We start from the raw sequence: 17205 nt of genomic DNA, 5'->3' as shown, positions 1-17205 counted from the left end.
TTCAGTGGCCGGTCCGCGCCTTGCCGCGGGTCAGCTCGCGCCAGGCGAAGCGGTTCGGGTGGCAGGCTTCGGCGACGGCGCGGGGCAGTGGCAGCGGCTCGTTTTCCAGCCAGGCGGCGAGCAGTTCGCCCGACAGCGGCGCGGTGATCAGGCCGCGTGAGCCGTGACCGCTGTTGACGTACAGGCCCTCCAGCCAGGGGCAGGCCTGCGGCGGTATCTGGCGGGCATCCTTGGCCAGCACCGCATAGGTTTCGGCGAATCGCCCGGCGTCGGCCAGCGGGCCGATGATCGGCAGGTAGTCCGGGCTGGTGCAGCGATAGGCCGCGCGGCCTTGCAACTGCTCGGGGTCTTGCGCGGCCACCTGCAGGCGTTCGGCCAGATCGGGGGAAATCTCCCGCAACAGCTCCAGGTTGCCGAGGTGTTCCGCCGTGGTCGGGATCAGGTCCTCGCTGTTGAACGCGAAGCTGGCCCCCAGGGTATGTTCGCCCAGGCGTGCCGGGGCGACATAACCTTCGGCACAGACCACGGTGCGCAGGGTGCTGCTGCCGGTGGTCTGGGCCAGGCGGGTGATCTGCCCGCGAATGCGTTTGAGCGGCAGTGGCGCCGTCGCCGCGAAGCGCTTGATGTCGGCGGCGGCGGCGAGGATGACCACCGGCGCACTGCCCAGCAGGGTGTCGGCGTTCCATGCCTGCCACTGACCGTCGACCCGGCGCAGTTCGACGGCGTCGCTGTGGGGGCGTACCTCGATGTTCGGGTGGCTGGCTTGCCAGCCGCACAGGGCCGGCGGATGCACCCAGCCGCCCTCGGGGAAGAACAGCCCGCCGTGCTCCAGGGCGATACCGGCTTGCGCCTCGGCGGCCGGACGGTCCAGCACGTGCAGCAGGTCGGGGCTGAACGCCGCGGCCAGTTGCGCCTGGCGGCCGGCTTCCTTCTCGTCGAAGGCCAGTTGCAGGACGCCGCAACCGTCCCAGTGGAGGCCCTTGTGCAGTCGTTCGAGCAGGCGCCGGGTATGCCCGAAGCCGCTGAGGATCAGTTGCGACAGGGCGGTGCCGTGGGCCGACAGCTTGAGGTAAAGCACGCCTTGCGGGTTGCCCGAGGCATCCCGGGCGAGGGCTTCGCGACGCTCCAGCAGGGTCACCTGCCAGCCGCGGGCGGCCAGGCTGGCGGCGCTGGCGCAACCGGCCAGGCCGCCGCCGATCACCAGTGCCCGGCGCTCCTTGACCCACTGCTCGGGGTAGGCGAACCAGGGCCGCACCGGCACCGGCCTGGCCGCGTCCTCCGGCCAGCCGAGGAACTCGCCGCGCAGGATTTCCCACTTGTGGCCGATGCCCGGCGTGCGTTTCATCCTGAAGCCGGCCGCGTTCAGCGAGCGGCGGACCCAGCCGGTGCTGGTGAAGGTGCTGATGGTCGAGCCTGGGGCGGCCAGTCGCGCCAGTTCGGCGAACAGCTCGGGGCTCCACATTTCGGGGTTCTTCGACGGCGCGAAACCGTCGAGGAACCAGGCGTCGACCCGGGCGTCCAGTTGCGGCAACTGTTCCAGCGCATCACCGACCAGCAGGGTCAGGCTGACCCGGCCGTTGTCCAGCAGCAGGCGCTGGAAACCCGGGTGGATCGCCACGTATTGTTCAAGCAGGGCGGTGGCGAAGCTCGCCAGTTCCGGCCACAGCGCCAGGGCGCGTTGCAGGTCGGCGTGGCTCAGGGGATATTTTTCCACGCTGACGAAATGCAACCGTGCATCCTGCGGTGCGCATTGCTCGAACAACTGCCAGGCGCAGAGAAAATTCAACCCGGTGCCGAAACCGGTCTCGCCGATCACCAGCCGGCCACCCGGCGGCAGGGCCTGGAAGCGCTCCTGCAGGCGGTTCTGCTCGATGAAGACATAACGGGTCTCTTCCAGGCCCGAGTCGTCGGAAAAGTACACATCATCGAACACCCGGGAGCGGGGTCGTCCCTGGTCGTCCCAGTCGAGCTGGGCGTGTGGCGGTACGCGGTTCATGGAGCAACTCATCGGCAAACAGTCGGCCATTCTAGCCGATTGGTCCGGGTCGGATTGATCCACGACAAATGTCGGGGATTTCGCCGCCCACCGTGCGGTCCGATCCGTTAATCTTGGGCAATTCTGGAAGGAGCCACCCATGTTCGAATCCGCTGAAATCGGTCACGCCATTGATAAGGAAACCTTCGAAGCCGAGGGGCCCGCCCTGCGCGAAGCCCTGCTCGAAGCCCAGTTCGAATTGCAGCAGCAGAAGCGTTTCCCGGTGATCGTGCTGATCAACGGCATCGAGGGCGCCGGCAAGGGCGAGACGGTCAAGCTGCTCAACGAATGGATGGACCCGCGCCTGATCGAGGTGCGCACCTTCGACCAGCAGAGCGACGAGGAACTGGCCCACCCACCGGCCTGGCGCTACTGGCGCATGCTGCCGGCCAAGGGGCGGATGGGGGTGTTCTTCGGCAACTGGTACAGCCAGATGCTGCAGGGCCGGGTGCATGGCCTGTTCAAGGACGCGGTGCTCGACCAGGCGATCGCCGGGGCCGAGCGCCTGGAGAAGATGCTCTGCGATGAAGGGGCGCTGATCTTCAAGTTCTGGTTCCACCTGTCCAAGAAGCAGATGAAGGCCCGGCTCAAGGCCCTCAAGGACGACCCGCTGCACAGCTGGCGGATCAGCCCGCTGGACTGGCAGCAATCTGAGACCTACGACACCTTCGTGCATTTCGGCGAGCGGGTGTTGCGCCGCACCAGCCGCGACTACGCGCCCTGGCATGTGATCGAGGGCGCCGACCCGCATTACCGCAGCCTGACCGTGGGCAAGATCCTGCTCGAAGGCCTGCAGGCGGCGCTGAAGAGAGCCCGGACCCCGTCCGTGCCGAATACCGCGCCGCTGCCGTCGGGCGTCGACCAGATGAGCCTGCTCGACAGCCTGGACATGAGCCTAGCACTGGACAAGGCCGACTACGAGGAACAACTGATCACCGAACAGGCGCGGCTGTCGGGCCTGATGCGTGACAAGCGCATGCGCCGGCATGCACTGGTCGCGGTGTTCGAAGGCAACGACGCGGCAGGCAAGGGCGGGGCGATCCGTCGTCTGGCCGCGGCACTCGACCCGCGTCAGTACAGCATCGTGCCGATTGCCGCGCCCAGCGAGGACGAGCGTGCCCAGCCGTACCTGTGGCGCTTCTGGCGGCAGATCCCGGCGCGCGGCAAGTTCACCGTGTTCGACCGTTCCTGGTACGGCCGGGTGCTGGTGGAGCGGGTCGAGGGCTTTTGCAGCACCGACGACTGGATGCGCGCCTATGGCGAGATCAACGATTTCGAGGAACAGTTGAGCGATGCCGGGATCATCGTGGTCAAGTTCTGGCTGGCGATCGACAAGCAGACCCAGCTGGAGCGTTTCCAGCAGCGCGAGGATATTCCCTTCAAGCGTTTCAAGATCACCGAGGACGACTGGCGCAACCGCGACAAGTGGGACCTCTACCGCACCGCGGTGGGCGACATGGTCGATCGCACCAGTACCGAGATTTCGCCCTGGACCCTGGTGGAGGCCAACGACAAGCGTTGGGCACGGGTCAAGGTGCTGCGTACGATCAACCAGGCGATCGAGGGCGCCTTCGCCCAGCGTGACAAGCATGACAAGAAGGGCAAGAAGGACCGCAAGGCGAAGTAGGTCGATGGTGGCGCATACGCCGAATGAATGATTGTCGCGGTCCCGGATCAGCCGAGCCTATGCTCAGGCTTTCCTGGACCGACAATGACAATGAGGTGTCCCATGCGTGAAGTGGTGATCGTCGATAGCGTGCGTACCGGCCTGGCCAAGTCGTTTCGCGGCAAGTTCAACCAGACCCGGCCCGACGCCATGGCCGCCCATTGCGTCAATGCGCTGCTGGCGCGCAGCGGCATCGACCCGGCGAGTGTCGAGGACTGCATCGTCGGCGCCGGCTCCAACGAAGGTGCCCAGGGCTACAACATCGGCCGCAACGTGGCGGTGTTGTCGCAACTGGGGACCGGTACGGCGGGCATGACCCTCAACCGTTTCTGTTCCTCGGGCCTGCAGGCGATCGCCATTGCCGCCAACCAGATCGCTTCCGGCTGCAGCGACATCATCGTCGCCGGGGGCGTCGAGTCCATCAGCCTGACCCTCAAGAGCGTCAATACCGACAACCTGATCAACCCGTTGCTCAAGGAGCAGGTGCCGGGCCTCTACTTCCCGATGGGACAGACCGCGGAAATCGTCGCCCGGCGCTATCAGGTCAGCCGCGAGCAGCAGGACCTCTATGCCCTGCAGAGCCAGCAGCGCACCGCAGCGGCCCAGGCCGCCGGGCTGTTCGTCGACGAGATCGTGCCGATGACGGTGACCTATGCCGTCGAGGACAAGGCCAGCGGGCAGATCCAGCAGATGCAGGGCGTGGTCGACCGGGACGACTGCAACCGGCCGGACACCACCCTGGAGAGCCTGGCCGGCCTGAAGCCGGTGTTCGCCGAGGACGGTTCGGTGACCGCGGGCAACTCGTCGCAACTGTCCGATGGCGCCTCGATGACCCTGGTCATGAGCCTGGAGCGGGCCCTGGCCCTGGGGCTCAAGCCCAAGGCGTTCTTCCGTGGCTTCACCGTGGCCGGCTGCGAGCCGGACGAGATGGGCATCGGCCCGGTGTTCTCGGTCCCCAGGTTACTCAAGGCCAAGGGGCTGACCGTGGCGGATATCGACCTGTGGGAACTCAACGAAGCCTTTGCCTCGCAGTGCCTGTACAGCCGCGACCGGCTGGAGATCGACAATGCGAAGTACAACGTCAATGGCGGTTCGATTTCCATCGGCCACCCGTTCGGCATGACCGGTTCACGCCAGGTCGGGCACCTGGTGCGCGAGCTGCAGCGGCGTAACCTGCGCTACGGCATCGTGACCATGTGCGTGGGCGGCGGGATGGGCGCCACGGGGCTGTTCGAGGCTGTACGCTGACGGTTCTGCGGGAAATTCCGGGGTGGGAGCAAGGCTTGCCCTCCCGGCCCTGGAACCTCCCACAGGATCCGCGAGCTCAGAGGAAGTCCTGGATATCCTGCGCCAGTTGCATGCGCTTGATGTAGAGCTGGCTGCCGCGCTCCGCATCGGTCCGGCTGAAAAACGGCCCTTCCAGGGTGTTCTCCCGGGTGCTGAAAAAGTACAGGCCATTGATCGCACTGACGCGGTCGCTGCGAAAGTGCACGGCCTCGGTGCTGTCCTGGGCGCGTTTGCCGAACATGGAGAAAAACTCCGCTAGGGGTAGTGTCAGATAATCAGCATAAATCTTCTGCAGATAGGATGCTCGATCGAACGATCAACGGCAGAAGTCAAGTGGTTGGCGCCGTTCTGACGTTGCTCGATGTCGTTTTCAATCGGCGCGGATGGCTGTGGGAATGCGCCTGAGCCGCTTAGAATGGCGACACGAATCCATCGCTCCACGGGACTGTCCATGCACATTTCATCCGGCCGTTGGGGCTACGGATTGTTTCTTGCCCTGCTCACCGCTGTGCTCTGGGGCATCCTGCCGATCAAGCTCAAGCAGGTGTTGCAGGTGATGGACCCGGTCAGCGTGACCTGGTGCCGGCTGATGGTTTCCGGAGGTTTTCTGTTCTTCTACCTGGCGGCCAGCAAACGGCTGCCGAACTGGCGCGCCCTGGGGCCACGGGGCGGCTGGCTGGTGCTGCTGGCGGTGTTCGGGCTGGTGGGCAACTATGTCCTGTACCTGATGGGGCTCAGTCTGTTGAGCCCCGGCACCGCGCAACTGGTGGTGCAGATGGGGCCGATCTTCCTGCTGGTCGCCAGCCTGTTCGTGTTCAAGGAGCGTTTCAGCCTGGGGCAGGGGATCGGTCTGGCGGTGCTGCTGATCGGCTTTGGGCTGTTCTTCAACCAGCGCCTGGAGGAGTTGTTGACGTCCCTGGGCAATTACACCGCCGGGGTGCTGCTGGTGTTGCTGGCGTCCACGGTCTGGACCTTCTATGCCCTGAGCCAGAAGCAACTGCTGACGGCGTGGAACTCCTTGCAGGTGATGATGGTGATCTACCTGTGCTGTGCCTTGTTGCTGACACCCTGGGCGCATCCGGTGCAAATCCTGCAACTGAGCCCGTTGCAGGGCTGGCTGCTGTTGGGCTGCTGCCTGAATACGCTGGTGGCCTATGGGGCCTTTGCCGAGGCGCTGGCGCACTGGGAGGCTTCACGGGTCAGCGCGACGCTGGCGATCACGCCGCTGATCACGTTCGGCTCGGTGGCCCTGGCCGCCTGGATCTGGCCGGACTACGTGCACGCCGAGGACATCAATGGCCTGGGTTACGGCGGGGCATTGCTGGTGGTGCTCGGTTCGGCGCTGGTGGCCCTGGGGCCATCGCTGATTGCCGGGCTCAAGGCGCGACGGGCCAGGGGGTTGTCCACCTCGTAGCCGGTGATCCACGCAGGCCCAGGGAATCGGCCTGCTGGCGATGGCGGCCTTGTCCGACAGCACAGGAAGTGCTGGATGGCCGCCGTTGGCCGGTCGCCAGCAAACCGGCACCTACAGGTTGTGCGCCGGGCTTGTCGGCGGCAGAGCCGGGTCAGCCGTTCTTGCCTGCCTCCAGCATGTTTTCGGGGCGGACCCAGGCGTCGAACTCTTCGTCGGTGAGGTAGCCCAGCTCCAGCGCCGACTCGCGCAGGGTGAGGTTCTCGGCATAGGCCTTCTTGGCGATTTCCGCCGCCTTGTCGTAGCCGATATGCGGGTTCAGCGCGGTGACCAGCATCAGCCCACGCTCCAGGTGCGCAGCCATCTGTTGCGGGTCGGGTTCCAGCCCGGCGATGCAGTGGGCCTGGAAGTTGCTGCAGCCGTCCGCCAGCAACTGAATCGACTGCAGCAGGTTATGAATGATCACCGGCTTGTACACGTTCAACTGCAGGTGGCCCTGGCTGGCGGCGAAACCGATGGTCACGTCATTGCCCAGGACCTGGCAGGCGAGCATCGACAGCGCTTCGCACTGGGTCGGGTTGACCTTGCCGGGCATGATCGAACTGCCCGGTTCATTGGCCGGCAACTTGACCTCGGCGAACCCGGCGCGGGGCCCGGAGCCGAGCAGGCGCAGGTCGTTGGCGATTTTCATCAGTGCCACGGCCAGGGTCTTCAGTGCCCCGGACAGGCTGGTCAGCGGTTCATGGCCGGCCAGCGCGGCGAACTTGTTCGGCGCGCTGACGAAGGGCAGGCCGGCGAGGGCGGCGATTTCCGCGGCGATCGCTTCGGAGAAACCATGGGGCGCGTTGAGCCCGGTGCCCACCGCCGTGCCGCCCTGGGCCAGTTCGCAGACGGCCGGCAAGGCCGCGCGAATCGCCCGTTCGGCGTAGTCGAGCTGGGCGATGTAGGCGGAAACCTCCTGGCCGAAGGTGATCGGCGTCGCGTCCATCATGTGGGTGCGCCCGGTCTTGACCAGCTTCATGTGCCGCGCCGCCAGTTCGGCCAGGCCGCCGGACAGTTCGGCGATCGCCGGCAGCAACTGCCGGTGCACCGCCTGGACGGCGGCAATGTGCATGGCGGTGGGGAAGCAGTCGTTGGAGCTTTGCGAGCGGTTGACGTGGTCGTTCGGGTGCACTGGCGACTTGCCGCCACGGCCCTTGCCGGCCAGTTCGTTGGCGCGTCCGGCGATGACCTCGTTGGCGTTCATGTTGCTCTGGGTGCCGCTGCCGGTCTGCCAGACCGCCAGCGGGAACTGGTTGTCGTGTTCGCCGGCGAGCACTTCGTCGGCCGCCTGTTCGATCAGTCGGGCGATGTCGGCGGGCAGGTCGCCGTTACGGTCGTTGACCCGCGCCGCGGCCTTCTTGATCAGGGCCAGGGCGTGCATCACCGCCAGCGGCATCTTTTCGCTGCCAATGGCGAAGTTGATCAGCGAGCGCTGGGTCTGTGCCCCCCAGTAGGCTTCTTCCGGGACATTCACCTGGCCAAGACTGTCGGTTTCGATACGGCTCATCGGACACGCTCTTCCTTAAATGACTGATTGGTGAAGTTTAGGCCGTGATCTGCCGGCCAGGTTCCCCATACAGGTTTTACCGGAGCAGGGACGCTGGAACCTGTCACAATCGGTGTCGGGGTTGAGTGACACACTTTGTTAGGCGCAGAATGGGCGTTCTTGGGGTTTTACCTCGCCTGCTAGAAAGGAAACTCGATGACCCGTCTTCGTGCCATCTGTACCGCGGTTGCTCTGGTATGTGCCAGCGGCCAGGTTTTCGCCGATACCGCCAGCCACAACGCCAGTGCCGAAGCTTTCCTGACGCTGGCCCACGCCGACAAGCTCGGAACCCCGGTCTACGCACAAGTGCAGCAGATGTTCGCCCAGCGCTTTGCCCAGACCCAGGCGCCGGACTCGAAAAAGCCGCTGCTCGACACCTACCAGGCCAAGGCCAACGCCGCCCTGGACCAGGCGATCGGCTGGGACAAGCTCAAGCCCGACATGGTCAAGCTGTACACCAGCAACTTCAGTGAGTCGGAGCTCAAGGACCTGGTGGCCTTCTACCAGTCGCCGCTGGGCAAGAAAGTCCTGGAGAAAATGCCGCAACTGACCCAGCAATCGGCCCAGATGACCCAGGCCAAGCTGGAGAGCGCGGTACCGGTGGTCAACAAGCTGCTGGAAGACATGACCAACGAGCTGGCGCCGGCCAAGCCTGCCGCACCGGCCAAGAAGAAGTAAGCGGGGCCCGGGATGAACATGCAACAACGTATCGAGACCGCCCTGGGCGCGTTGCACCCCGAGCACCTGCAGGTGCTGGATGAAAGCCACATGCACAGTCGCGGGACCGAGACCCACTTCAAGGCGGTGCTGGTCAGCGAGCAGTTCGCCGGGTTGAACAGCGTCAAGCGCCACCAGAAGGTCTACGCCACCCTGGGTGACCTGATGGGGCAGTTCCATGCGTTGGCCCTGCATACCTACACCCCCGAGGAGTGGGCAAAAATCGGCGTGGCACCGGCGTCGCCGACCTGCGCCGGCGGAGGACACTAGGCTCGCCTTTTGTTAGAATCCGCAACGCGCCGCTTCGTCGGCGCGTTTTTTTTGCATCCGGTTCGCCCTTTGCGAGGGCAGCCACCTGGAGAGAAATACCCATGACTCAACCTGTCGTCGTGGCGGCACTGTACAAGTTCGTCACCCTCGAAGATTACGTCGCCTTGCGCGAACCGCTGCTGCAGGCGATGCTCGCCAACGGTATCAAGGGCACGCTGCTGATCGCCGAAGAAGGCATCAACGGCACCGTTTCCGGCAGCCGCGAAGGCATCGACGGCCTGCTGGCCTGGTTGAAGAACGACCCGCGCATGGTGGACCTGGATCACAAGGAGTCCTACTGCGACGAGCAGCCGTTCTATCGGACCAAGGTCAAGCTGAAGAAGGAAATCGTCACCCTCGGCGTCGAAGGCGTGGACCCGAACAAAAGGGTCGGTACCTATGTCGAGCCACAGGACTGGAACGCCCTGATCGCCGATCCGGAAGTGCTGCTGATCGATACCCGCAACGACTACGAGGTGTCGATCGGCACCTTCGAAGGCGCCATCGATCCCAAGACCACCAGCTTCCGCGAGTTCCCCGACTACATCAAGGCCAACTTCGATCCGGCCAGGCACAAGAAGGTCGCGATGTTCTGCACCGGCGGCATTCGTTGTGAAAAGGCCTCGAGCTACATGCTCGGCGAGGGTTTCGAGGAGGTGTACCACCTCAAGGGTGGCATCCTCAAGTACCTCGAAGAGGTGCCTCAGGAACAAAGCCAGTGGCGCGGTGACTGTTTCGTCTTCGATAACCGCGTGACCGTGCGGCACGACCTGAGTGAGGGCGACTACGACCAGTGCCACGCCTGCCGTACCCCGGTCAGCGTCGAGGATCGCGCCTCGGAGCACTATGTGCCCGGCATCAGTTGCCCGCATTGCTGGAACACCTTGAGCGAGAAGACCCGTCGCAGTGCCATCGACCGGCAGAAGCAGATCGAACTGGCCAAGGCGCGCAACCAACCGCACCCGATCGGCTATAACTATCGTCAAGCTTCCGAGGCCTGAACCATGTCCGCGCGCCTGCTCTATGTGATGGATCCGATGTGCTCCTGGTGCTGGGGTTTCGCCCCGGTGGCCGAGGCGCTGGTCAGGCAGGCGCAGGAAGCCGGGGTAGAACTGCACCTGGTGATGGGCGGCCTGCGCACCGGCAGCGGTGCCGCGCTGGAGCCCAATACCCGGCGCTACATTCTCGAGCACTGGCAGGCGGTCACCGAGACCACCGGCCAGCCGTTCACGCTCGACGGGGCCCTGCCGGACGGTTTCGTCTACGACACCGAGCCGGCCTGCCGGGCAGTGATCACCGCCCGCAGCCTGGCGCCGGACTGCGCGTGGGCGCTGGTGGGGCTGATCCAGCGAGCCTTCTATGTCGAGGGGCGTGACGTCACGCAGGCCTCGGTACTGGTGGAACTGGCGGAAAAGGCCGGACTGCCGCGCATCGAGTTCGCCGGCGCTTTCGATACCGCCGAGCAGCATGCGGCCACCGCCGCCGATTTCACGTGGGTCCAGGACCTGGGTATCGCCGGTTTCCCGACGATGCTGGCCGAACGCAATGGCCAACTGGCCCTGCTGACCAATGGCTACCAGCCGCTTTCCGAGTTGTCGCCGCTGCTCGGCCGTTGGCTGGAGCGCGCGGCCTGTGCCTGACGCGGCATCGGCGCAGGACCGCCTGAGCTGGGCGGAGATTCGCCGTCTGGCACTGCAACACCGCAAGGCCCTGTGGATCGCCAACTCGGTCGCCGTGTTGGCGACCTTGTGCAGCGTGCCCATCCCGTTGCTGTTGCCACTGCTGGTGGACGAGGTACTGCTCAAGCACGGCAACGCGGCACTGCAGGTGATGAATCACCTGCTGCCCGGCCCCTGGCAGACCGCCGTCGGCTACATCGGCCTGATGTTGCTGGCGACCCTGTGCCTGCGTTGTGCCGCGCTGCTGTTCAACGTCCTGCAGGCGCGGTTGTTCGCCGGCCTGGCCAAGGACATCGTCTATCGCATCCGTATCCGCCTGATCGAGCGCCTGAAGCGGATCTCCCTCGGCGAGTATGAAAGCCTCGGCAGCGGCACGGTGACCACTCACCTGGTCACCGACCTGGACACCCTCGACAAGTTCGTCGGGGAAACCCTCAGCCGTTTCCTGGTGGCGATGCTGACGCTGCTCGGCACCTCCGCCATCCTGGTGTGGATGCACTGGAAGCTGGCCTTGCTGATCCTGCTGTTCAACCCGCTGGTGATCTATTTCACGGTGCAGTTGGGCAAGCGGGTCAAACACCTGAAGAAACTGGAGAACGACAGCACCTCGCGCTTCACCCAGGCGCTGACGGAAACCCTCGAGGCCATCCAGGAAGTCCGCGCCGGCAATCGCCAGGGATTTTTCCTCGGCCGTCTCGGGCAGCGGGCTCGTGAGGTGCGCGATTATGCCGTGGCCTCGCAGTGGAAAAGCGATGCCTCGGGGCGGGCCAGTGGCCTGCTGTTCCAGTTCGGCATCGACATCTTCCGTGCCGCGGCCATGCTGACCGTGCTGTTCTCGGACCTGTCGATCGGCCAGATGCTCGCGGTCTTCAGCTACCTGTGGTTCATGATCGGTCCGGTGGAGCAGTTGCTGAACCTGCAGTACGCCTACTACGCCGCCGGCGGCGCGCTGACGCGGATCAACGAGTTGCTGGCACGGGCCGACGAGCCGGCGTACCCGGGGGGTGTCGATCCCTTCGTCGGGCGCGAAACGGTGGGCATCGAGGTGCGTGGACTGAGCTTCGCCTACACCGAGGAGCCGGTTCTCGACCAGCTCGACCTGTCCATCGCGCCCGGCGAGAAGGTGGCGATCGTCGGTGCCAGCGGTGGCGGCAAGAGCACCCTGGTGCAACTGCTTCTCGGGCTCTACGTGCCGCAGTCCGGAACCATCCGCTTCGGTGGTTCGACCCAGGCCGAGATCGGCCTGGAAACCGTGCGCGAGCATGTCGCCGTGGTGCTGCAGCATCCGGCCCTGTTCAATGACACGGTGCGTGCCAACCTGACCATGGGCCGCGAGCGCAGTGACGAAGCCTGCTGGCAGGCGCTGGAGATCGCCCAGCTGGAGAGCACCATTCGCGGCCTGCCACAGGGCCTGGACAGCATCGTCGGGCGTTCCGGCGTGCGTCTGTCCGGCGGCCAGCGCCAGCGCCTGGCTATCGCGCGGATGGTCCTGGCCGAGCCCAAGGTGGTGATTCTCGACGAGGCCACCTCGGCTCTGGACGCCGCGACCGAATACAACCTGCACCAGGCCCTGGGCCGCTTTCTCAACGGCCGTACCACGCTGATCATTGCGCATCGGTTGTCGGCGGTGAAACAGGCGGACCGGGTGCTGGTCTTCGATGGCGGGCGAATCGCCGAAGATGGCGACCACCAGCAACTGATTGCCGACGGGGGCCTGTACGCCAAGCTCTACGGGCACCTGCAGAAAATTTGACGCCCTCGGGTTTGACTCGATTTTCCATGCCCGGTGGTTGAATTAATGACAATAAACGAGTTTTCCCGGTAGGGTCGCGCAACCGGCCAAAAGCACGGGTAGCCAGCTGATCAACAATCCATCCGAGGTTGTCGAAATTAGCCTAGGCTGTGCTTTCAAGGGCGAAAACTCTCGGCTGTTCATACGGCGGCACTGGTGCAAGGGTACCCATGAAGCGCAAGCAGACTCTCGGAACGCCCCGGCTGTTGGGCATCGTCTGGCCTTTTATCGCCGTCGTCCTGTTGCAGGCACTGCTGGGCTGCCTCAGTCTTTATGTGCTTTCGGCGGTGCGTGGCTATGTGGCGGGCGAGAGTCTCTGGTCCAAGGGCCAGAAGGACGCCATCTACTACCTCAATTTGTATGCCGACAGCCGCGACGAGGCGATTTTCCTCAAGTACCAGCAGGCTATTGCCGTCCCCCAGGGCGGGCATGAGTTGCGTATCGCCCTGGATGCGCCGATCCCGGACCTGGAGGCGGCACGCCGGGGCATCCTGCAGGGCGGCAACCACCCCGATGATGTCTCCAGCATCATCTGGCTGTATCTGAATTTTCGCCACTTCAGCTACCTCGAGCGGGCGATCGAGAAGTGGACGGTGGGCGACAGCTACCTGGTGCAACTGGATGAAGTCGCCCGGCAGATGCATCAGGCCATTTCCGCCAACCGGGCCACGACGGCCGACATCAAGCGCTGGAAAAACCATATCTTCGCCATCAACGACGGCGTGACCCCGGCGGCGAAGGCGTTCAGCGATGCCCTGGGTGAGGGCTCGCGGGTGATTCTGCGCCTGCTGCTGGTCACCAACGTCACGACGGCCCTGGTACTGATCATCCTGGCCTTGCTGCGTACCCACAAACTGCTGGCTCAGCGCCATGCCTTTGCCGATGCACTGCAGGTGGAAAAGGAGCGGGCGCAGATCACCCTGGAATCGATCGGTGACGGCGTCATCACCACCGATGTGGAGGGGGCCATCGTCTACATGAACCCGGCTGCGGAGCAACTGACCCACTGGAAGGCCGGGCAGGCCTATGGCTTGCCGCTGGGAGCGCTGTTCAACCTGCTCGACGAGAATGCCCAGGACGAAGGCTTCATGCTGATCGAGCATATTCTCGGCGGGCGGCTGGGCGGTGGCAGCGAGCATTCCAAGCTGATCCAGCGCCTCGATGGCAGCACGGTGTCGGTGACCTTGGTCGGGGCGCCGATCCGCAATGCCGGCAAGGTCAGTGGCGCGGTGCTGGTGCTGCATGACATGACCCAGGAGCGGCAGTACATCGCCAACCTGTCCTGGCAGGCCACCCATGACGCCTTGACCGGCTTGGCCAACCGTCGCGAGTTCGAATACCGGCTGGAGCAGGCCCTGCACAACCTGACGCGCCAGCCGGCCCGGCATGTGCTGATGTTCCTCGACCTGGACCAGTTCAAGCTGGTCAACGACACCTGCGGGCATGCGGCCGGCGACGAGCTGTTGCGGCATATCTGCGCGCTGCTGCAGTCCGGCCTGCGCGAGGGCGATACCCTGGCGCGACTGGGTGGGGATGAATTCGGAATCTTGCTTGAGAATTGTCCGCCAGACGCGGCTGAAAAAATTGCGGAAAACCTGCGTCAGACCGTACAGAACCTGCACTTCGTCTGGAAGGGCCGACCTTTCGTGACCACCGTCAGTATTGGCCTGGTGCACCTGCACCAGATGCCCGCCACCCTCGAAGCCTCGCTGCGGGCGGCGGACATGGCCTGCTACATGGCCAAGGAAAAGGGTCGTAACCGGATTCAGGTGTATCACGCCGACGATTCCGAGCTGTCCCTGCGATTCGGGGAAATGGCCTGGGTCCAGCGCCTGCACATGGCGCTTGAGGAGAACCGTTTTTGTCTGTATTCGCAGGAAATTTCCCCGCTGGGTCAGACCGATCCCGCAGGTGGTCATGTAGAGATCCTGCTACGCCTGCACGATGAAGCCGGGCGCATGATCCTGCCCGACAGTTTTGTTCCGGCCGCTGAGCGTTACGGCCTGATGAGCCAGTTGGATCGCTGGGTCGTGCAGAACGTGTTCAAGGTGGTTGCCGAGTGCAGCGCCCAGGGGCGTGCGGAGCCGATGGCCATGTGTGCGATCAATCTGTCAGGCACGACCATCGGCGACGAGGGGTTCCTGGAGTTCCTCCACGAACAATTTGCGTTGCATGGTATTTCGCCACAGATGATTTGTTTCGAGATCACCGAGACCAGCGCCATCTCCAACCTCGGCAGTGCGATTCGTTTTATCAATGAGCTCAAGGGCTTGGGTTGTCACTTCTCGCTGGATGACTTCTGCGCCGGTATGTCTTCGTTCGCCTATCTCAAACATTTGCCTGTAGACTTCCTGAAGATCGATGGAAGTTTTGTAAAGGATATGCTGGACGACCCGATTAACCGGGCCATGGTCGAGGTGATCAACCACATCGGGCATGTGATGGGTAAGCGAACGATTGCAGAGTTTGTCGAAACGCCGCAGATCGAGCAGGCCTTGCTGGAGATCGGCGTCGATTATGCCCAGGGCTACGTGATCGAACGCCCGCAGTTGTTCACCTGCGACAGTCTGTTGCGTCGCCCTGCCCGGACTCGTCCGCTGTTGTTCAAGGCGCCCGGCACTTTCCGCTGAAACCCTTCCAGATCGGCCTAATCACCACTCAAAAGGAAAGGAGCTCAACAGTGATCGACGCATTCAGCAGAACCGGCCCGCTTATGGAAGCCACCAGCTATCCGGCCTGGGCACAACAGCTCATTCGGGACTGTAGCGAGAGCAAGCGCCGTGTTGTCGAACACGAACTTTACCAGCGGATGCGCGACAACAAGCTGAGCGCGAAAACCATGCGCCAGTACCTGATCGGTGGCTGGCCGGTGGTCGAGCAGTTTGCGTTGTACATGGCCCAGAACCTCACCAAGACCCGCTTTGCCCGTCATCCTGGCGAAGACATGGCGCGCCGCTGGTTGATGCGTAACATCCGCGTGGAGCTGAACCACGCCGACTACTGGGTGCACTGGAGCCGGGCCCATGGCGTGACGCTGGAAGACCTGCAGGCGCAGCAGGTGCCCCCGGAGCTGCATGCTCTGAGCCACTGGTGCTGGCATACCAGTTCGGCGGATTCGCTGGTGGTGGCCATTGCCGCCACCAACTATGCCATCGAGGGGGCCACCGGCGAGTGGTCGGCGCTGGTCTGCTCGACCGGCGTCTATGCGGCGGCGTTCCCCGAGGAAGAGCGCAAGCGCGCGATGAAGTGGTTGAAGATGCACGCCCAGTATGACGATGCCCACCCCTGGGAAGCGCTGGAGATCGTCTGCACCCTGGCGGGGACCCATCCGAGCCAGGCGTTGCAGACCGAGCTGCGTCAGGCCATCTGCAAGAGCTACGACTACATGTACCTGTTCCTGGAGCGCTGCATGCAGCTGGAAAAGACTCCGGTCGCCCGTGAGCGCGTGGCAGAACTCGTCGGCAGTTGAGCCGATGAAGGACGGCGGGCCGTTCCGCGGGCTGGCCCCGCAAGCGACGCCAGAGGGCTAGCCCGCCATTGCCAGTCGGTTGCGACCTTCGCGCTTGGCGACATACAGGGCGCTGTCGGCGCGGCGCAGCAGGCTCTGCAGCGACTCCCCGGGCAGCAGGGTGGCACAACCCAGGCTCACCGTCAGTGCGATGGTCTGCTCGTTGGCGGCGTAATCCCGGGACTGTGCGGTCTGGCGCAGGCGCTCGCCCACCAGCGCCGCTGCCTCCCGGCCGGTGTTGGAGAGGACGACGAGAAATTCTTCTCCACCGTAGCGGAAGATCATGTCGATGTTGCGCAATTGCTCCTTGATCGAGGTGGCGACGGCCTTGAGTACCTGGTCGCCGGCCGCGTGACCGTGGCTGTCGTTGATGCGCTTGAAGTGATCTATATCCAGCATCAGCAGCGACAGCGGCTGGCTATGGCGGCGCGCCAGGTCGATTTCCCGCTGCAGGGTCTGGTCCATGGCGATGCGGTTGCCGGTTTCGGTCAGGGGGTCGCGCAGGGCGCTCTGGGTCGCGGCGCGATAGAGCAGGGCGTTGCGCATCGGGTAGAGCAGGCAGGACAGCAGCGATTCGAGGTTGCCCAGCTCCTGTTCGGTGAAGCGCTGGCTGCGCCGAAACAGCAGTTCGCCCATGTGTTCGCCTTCATGGCTGAGGCTGTAGCTCACCGAGTGGTGGCCGCGCTGGCCGAACTCCAGGCGCAAATCGCTCGGCTGGTGCGTGTAGACCAGCGACTGCAGCGGCACCAGGCGCTGGATCTCGCGGAAAAACAGGCCGAGGATGCGCTCCGGCTCCAGGCTGGTCTGCAATTGCAGCATCAGTTGCTGGCGCAATTGCGTCAGTGTGGTCGGACGGTGGAACAGGGAGGGGGCTTGGCCGAAACCCAGGCGCTGCAGCTTGGCGCTATCGAAATCAATGGCGTTGGTCTGGATCGGTGTCTTCATGGTAGCGGGCCCCCTGGGCTCAGCATGCAGTCTTACAGGCTGGCGAATGCGGCTTGGGGCTGCGCAGCGTACTGGTCCATCAGTCCCGTAGGACCTTTGGCATCAGTCTAGTCGCTCGGGCCGGGCTTTGCGGGCCTGGCCGATGGAATGCCCCATGGCGTTCACCTGGCGTGTCTGAAGGAAGTTAGAGCGAAAGTCGTGCCAATCCGTTCACTTGAATATAAGTCGTTTAAATTCAGTGACTTGTTTTTTTGAGGCGGAATAAGAC

15 protein-coding genes are annotated in these 17205 nt (G+C 64.1%); 10 read left to right on the top strand and 5 right to left on the bottom strand.

Annotated elements, in window-relative coordinates:
• Position 1: 1 nt before the first annotated feature.
• Entirely contained in the window at positions 2-1996 is a 1995-nt protein-coding gene (mnmC, locus tag PF66_RS23130; RefSeq protein WP_054063921.1) for a bifunctional tRNA (5-methylaminomethyl-2-thiouridine)(34)-methyltransferase MnmD/FAD-dependent 5-carboxymethylaminomethyl-2-thiouridine(34) oxidoreductase MnmC, read from the bottom strand.
• A gap of 139 nt (positions 1997-2135) precedes the next feature.
• On the opposite strand from mnmC, the gene pap reads away from it, so the two are divergent.
• Entirely contained in the window at positions 2136-3662 is a 1527-nt protein-coding gene (gene pap, locus PF66_RS23125) for a polyphosphate:AMP phosphotransferase (protein ID WP_054063920.1), read from the top strand.
• Between the two features lie 102 nt (positions 3663-3764).
• Positions 3765-4949: a thiolase family protein gene (locus tag PF66_RS23120; RefSeq protein WP_054060553.1), complete on the top strand. Its 1185-nt coding sequence runs from the start codon at positions 3765-3767 to the stop codon at positions 4947-4949.
• A gap of 76 nt (positions 4950-5025) precedes the next feature.
• Here the strand turns inward: PF66_RS23120 and PF66_RS23115 are convergent, their stop codons facing one another.
• Positions 5026-5229 (bottom strand): DUF6316 family protein, encoded by a 204-nt coding sequence (locus PF66_RS23115; protein WP_017906389.1) that lies wholly within the window; start codon positions 5227-5229, stop codon positions 5026-5028.
• Between the two features lie 26 nt (positions 5230-5255).
• Positions 5256-5441 carry a hypothetical protein gene (locus PF66_RS32815; protein ID WP_152973073.1) on the bottom strand — a complete coding sequence of 62 codons (186 nt, stop codon included), beginning with the start codon at positions 5439-5441 and terminating at the stop codon, positions 5256-5258.
• On the opposite strand from PF66_RS32815, the gene PF66_RS23110 reads away from it, so the two are divergent.
• The gene (locus PF66_RS23110; protein WP_054063919.1) at positions 5440-6402 is read left to right on the top strand and encodes a DMT family transporter; all 963 of its coding nucleotides are present in this window, start codon (positions 5440-5442) and stop codon (positions 6400-6402) included. The genes PF66_RS32815 and PF66_RS23110 overlap by 2 nt on opposite strands.
• A gap of 151 nt (positions 6403-6553) precedes the next feature.
• Here the strand turns inward: PF66_RS23110 and PF66_RS23105 are convergent, their stop codons facing one another.
• On the bottom strand, positions 6554-7948 hold the full coding sequence (locus tag PF66_RS23105) for a class II fumarate hydratase (RefSeq protein WP_054060550.1): 1395 nt from the start codon (positions 7946-7948) through the stop codon (positions 6554-6556).
• Positions 7949-8143: 195 nt separating this feature from the next.
• On the opposite strand from PF66_RS23105, the gene PF66_RS23100 reads away from it, so the two are divergent.
• From PF66_RS23100 to PF66_RS23070, 7 genes are all read left to right on the top strand, one after another.
• A complete protein-coding gene (locus tag PF66_RS23100; RefSeq protein ID WP_017906393.1) occupies positions 8144-8665 on the top strand; it encodes a DUF2059 domain-containing protein in 522 nt (173 codons plus the stop codon).
• A 12-nt stretch (positions 8666-8677) separates the two neighbouring features.
• A complete protein-coding gene (locus PF66_RS23095; RefSeq protein ID WP_054063918.1) occupies positions 8678-8974 on the top strand; it encodes a BolA family protein in 297 nt (98 codons plus the stop codon).
• A 101-nt stretch (positions 8975-9075) separates the two neighbouring features.
• Entirely contained in the window at positions 9076-10014 is a 939-nt protein-coding gene (locus PF66_RS23090) for a rhodanese-related sulfurtransferase (RefSeq protein WP_054060548.1), read from the top strand.
• Between the two features lie 36 nt (positions 10015-10050).
• Positions 10051-10653: a DsbA family protein gene (locus tag PF66_RS23085; protein WP_192842784.1), complete on the top strand. Its 603-nt coding sequence runs from the start codon at positions 10051-10053 to the stop codon at positions 10651-10653.
• Entirely contained in the window at positions 10646-12445 is a 1800-nt protein-coding gene (locus PF66_RS23080; protein ID WP_054063917.1) for an ABC transporter ATP-binding protein, read from the top strand. The genes PF66_RS23085 and PF66_RS23080 overlap by 8 nt, the downstream gene beginning before the upstream one ends.
• 209 nt (positions 12446-12654) lie before the next feature.
• Positions 12655-15114 carry an EAL domain-containing protein gene (locus tag PF66_RS23075; protein WP_054060545.1) on the top strand — a complete coding sequence of 820 codons (2460 nt, stop codon included), beginning with the start codon at positions 12655-12657 and terminating at the stop codon, positions 15112-15114.
• 83 nt (positions 15115-15197) lie between these two features.
• Entirely contained in the window at positions 15198-15953 is a 756-nt protein-coding gene (locus tag PF66_RS23070; protein ID WP_416773450.1) for a TenA family transcriptional regulator, read from the top strand.
• Between the two features lie 57 nt (positions 15954-16010).
• Here the strand turns inward: PF66_RS23070 and PF66_RS23065 are convergent, their stop codons facing one another.
• Complete coding sequence (locus PF66_RS23065) at positions 16011-16937, bottom strand: GGDEF domain-containing protein (protein WP_054060543.1); 927 nt, start codon at positions 16935-16937, stop codon at positions 16011-16013.
• Positions 16938-17205: the final 268 nt, after the last annotated feature.

This window comes from Pseudomonas asplenii, assembly GCF_001293465.1.
In the GTDB taxonomy this organism is placed as follows: domain Bacteria; phylum Pseudomonadota; class Gammaproteobacteria; order Pseudomonadales; family Pseudomonadaceae; genus Aquipseudomonas; species Aquipseudomonas fuscovaginae_B.
This window is presented reverse-complemented; position numbering and strand designations above follow the sequence as displayed.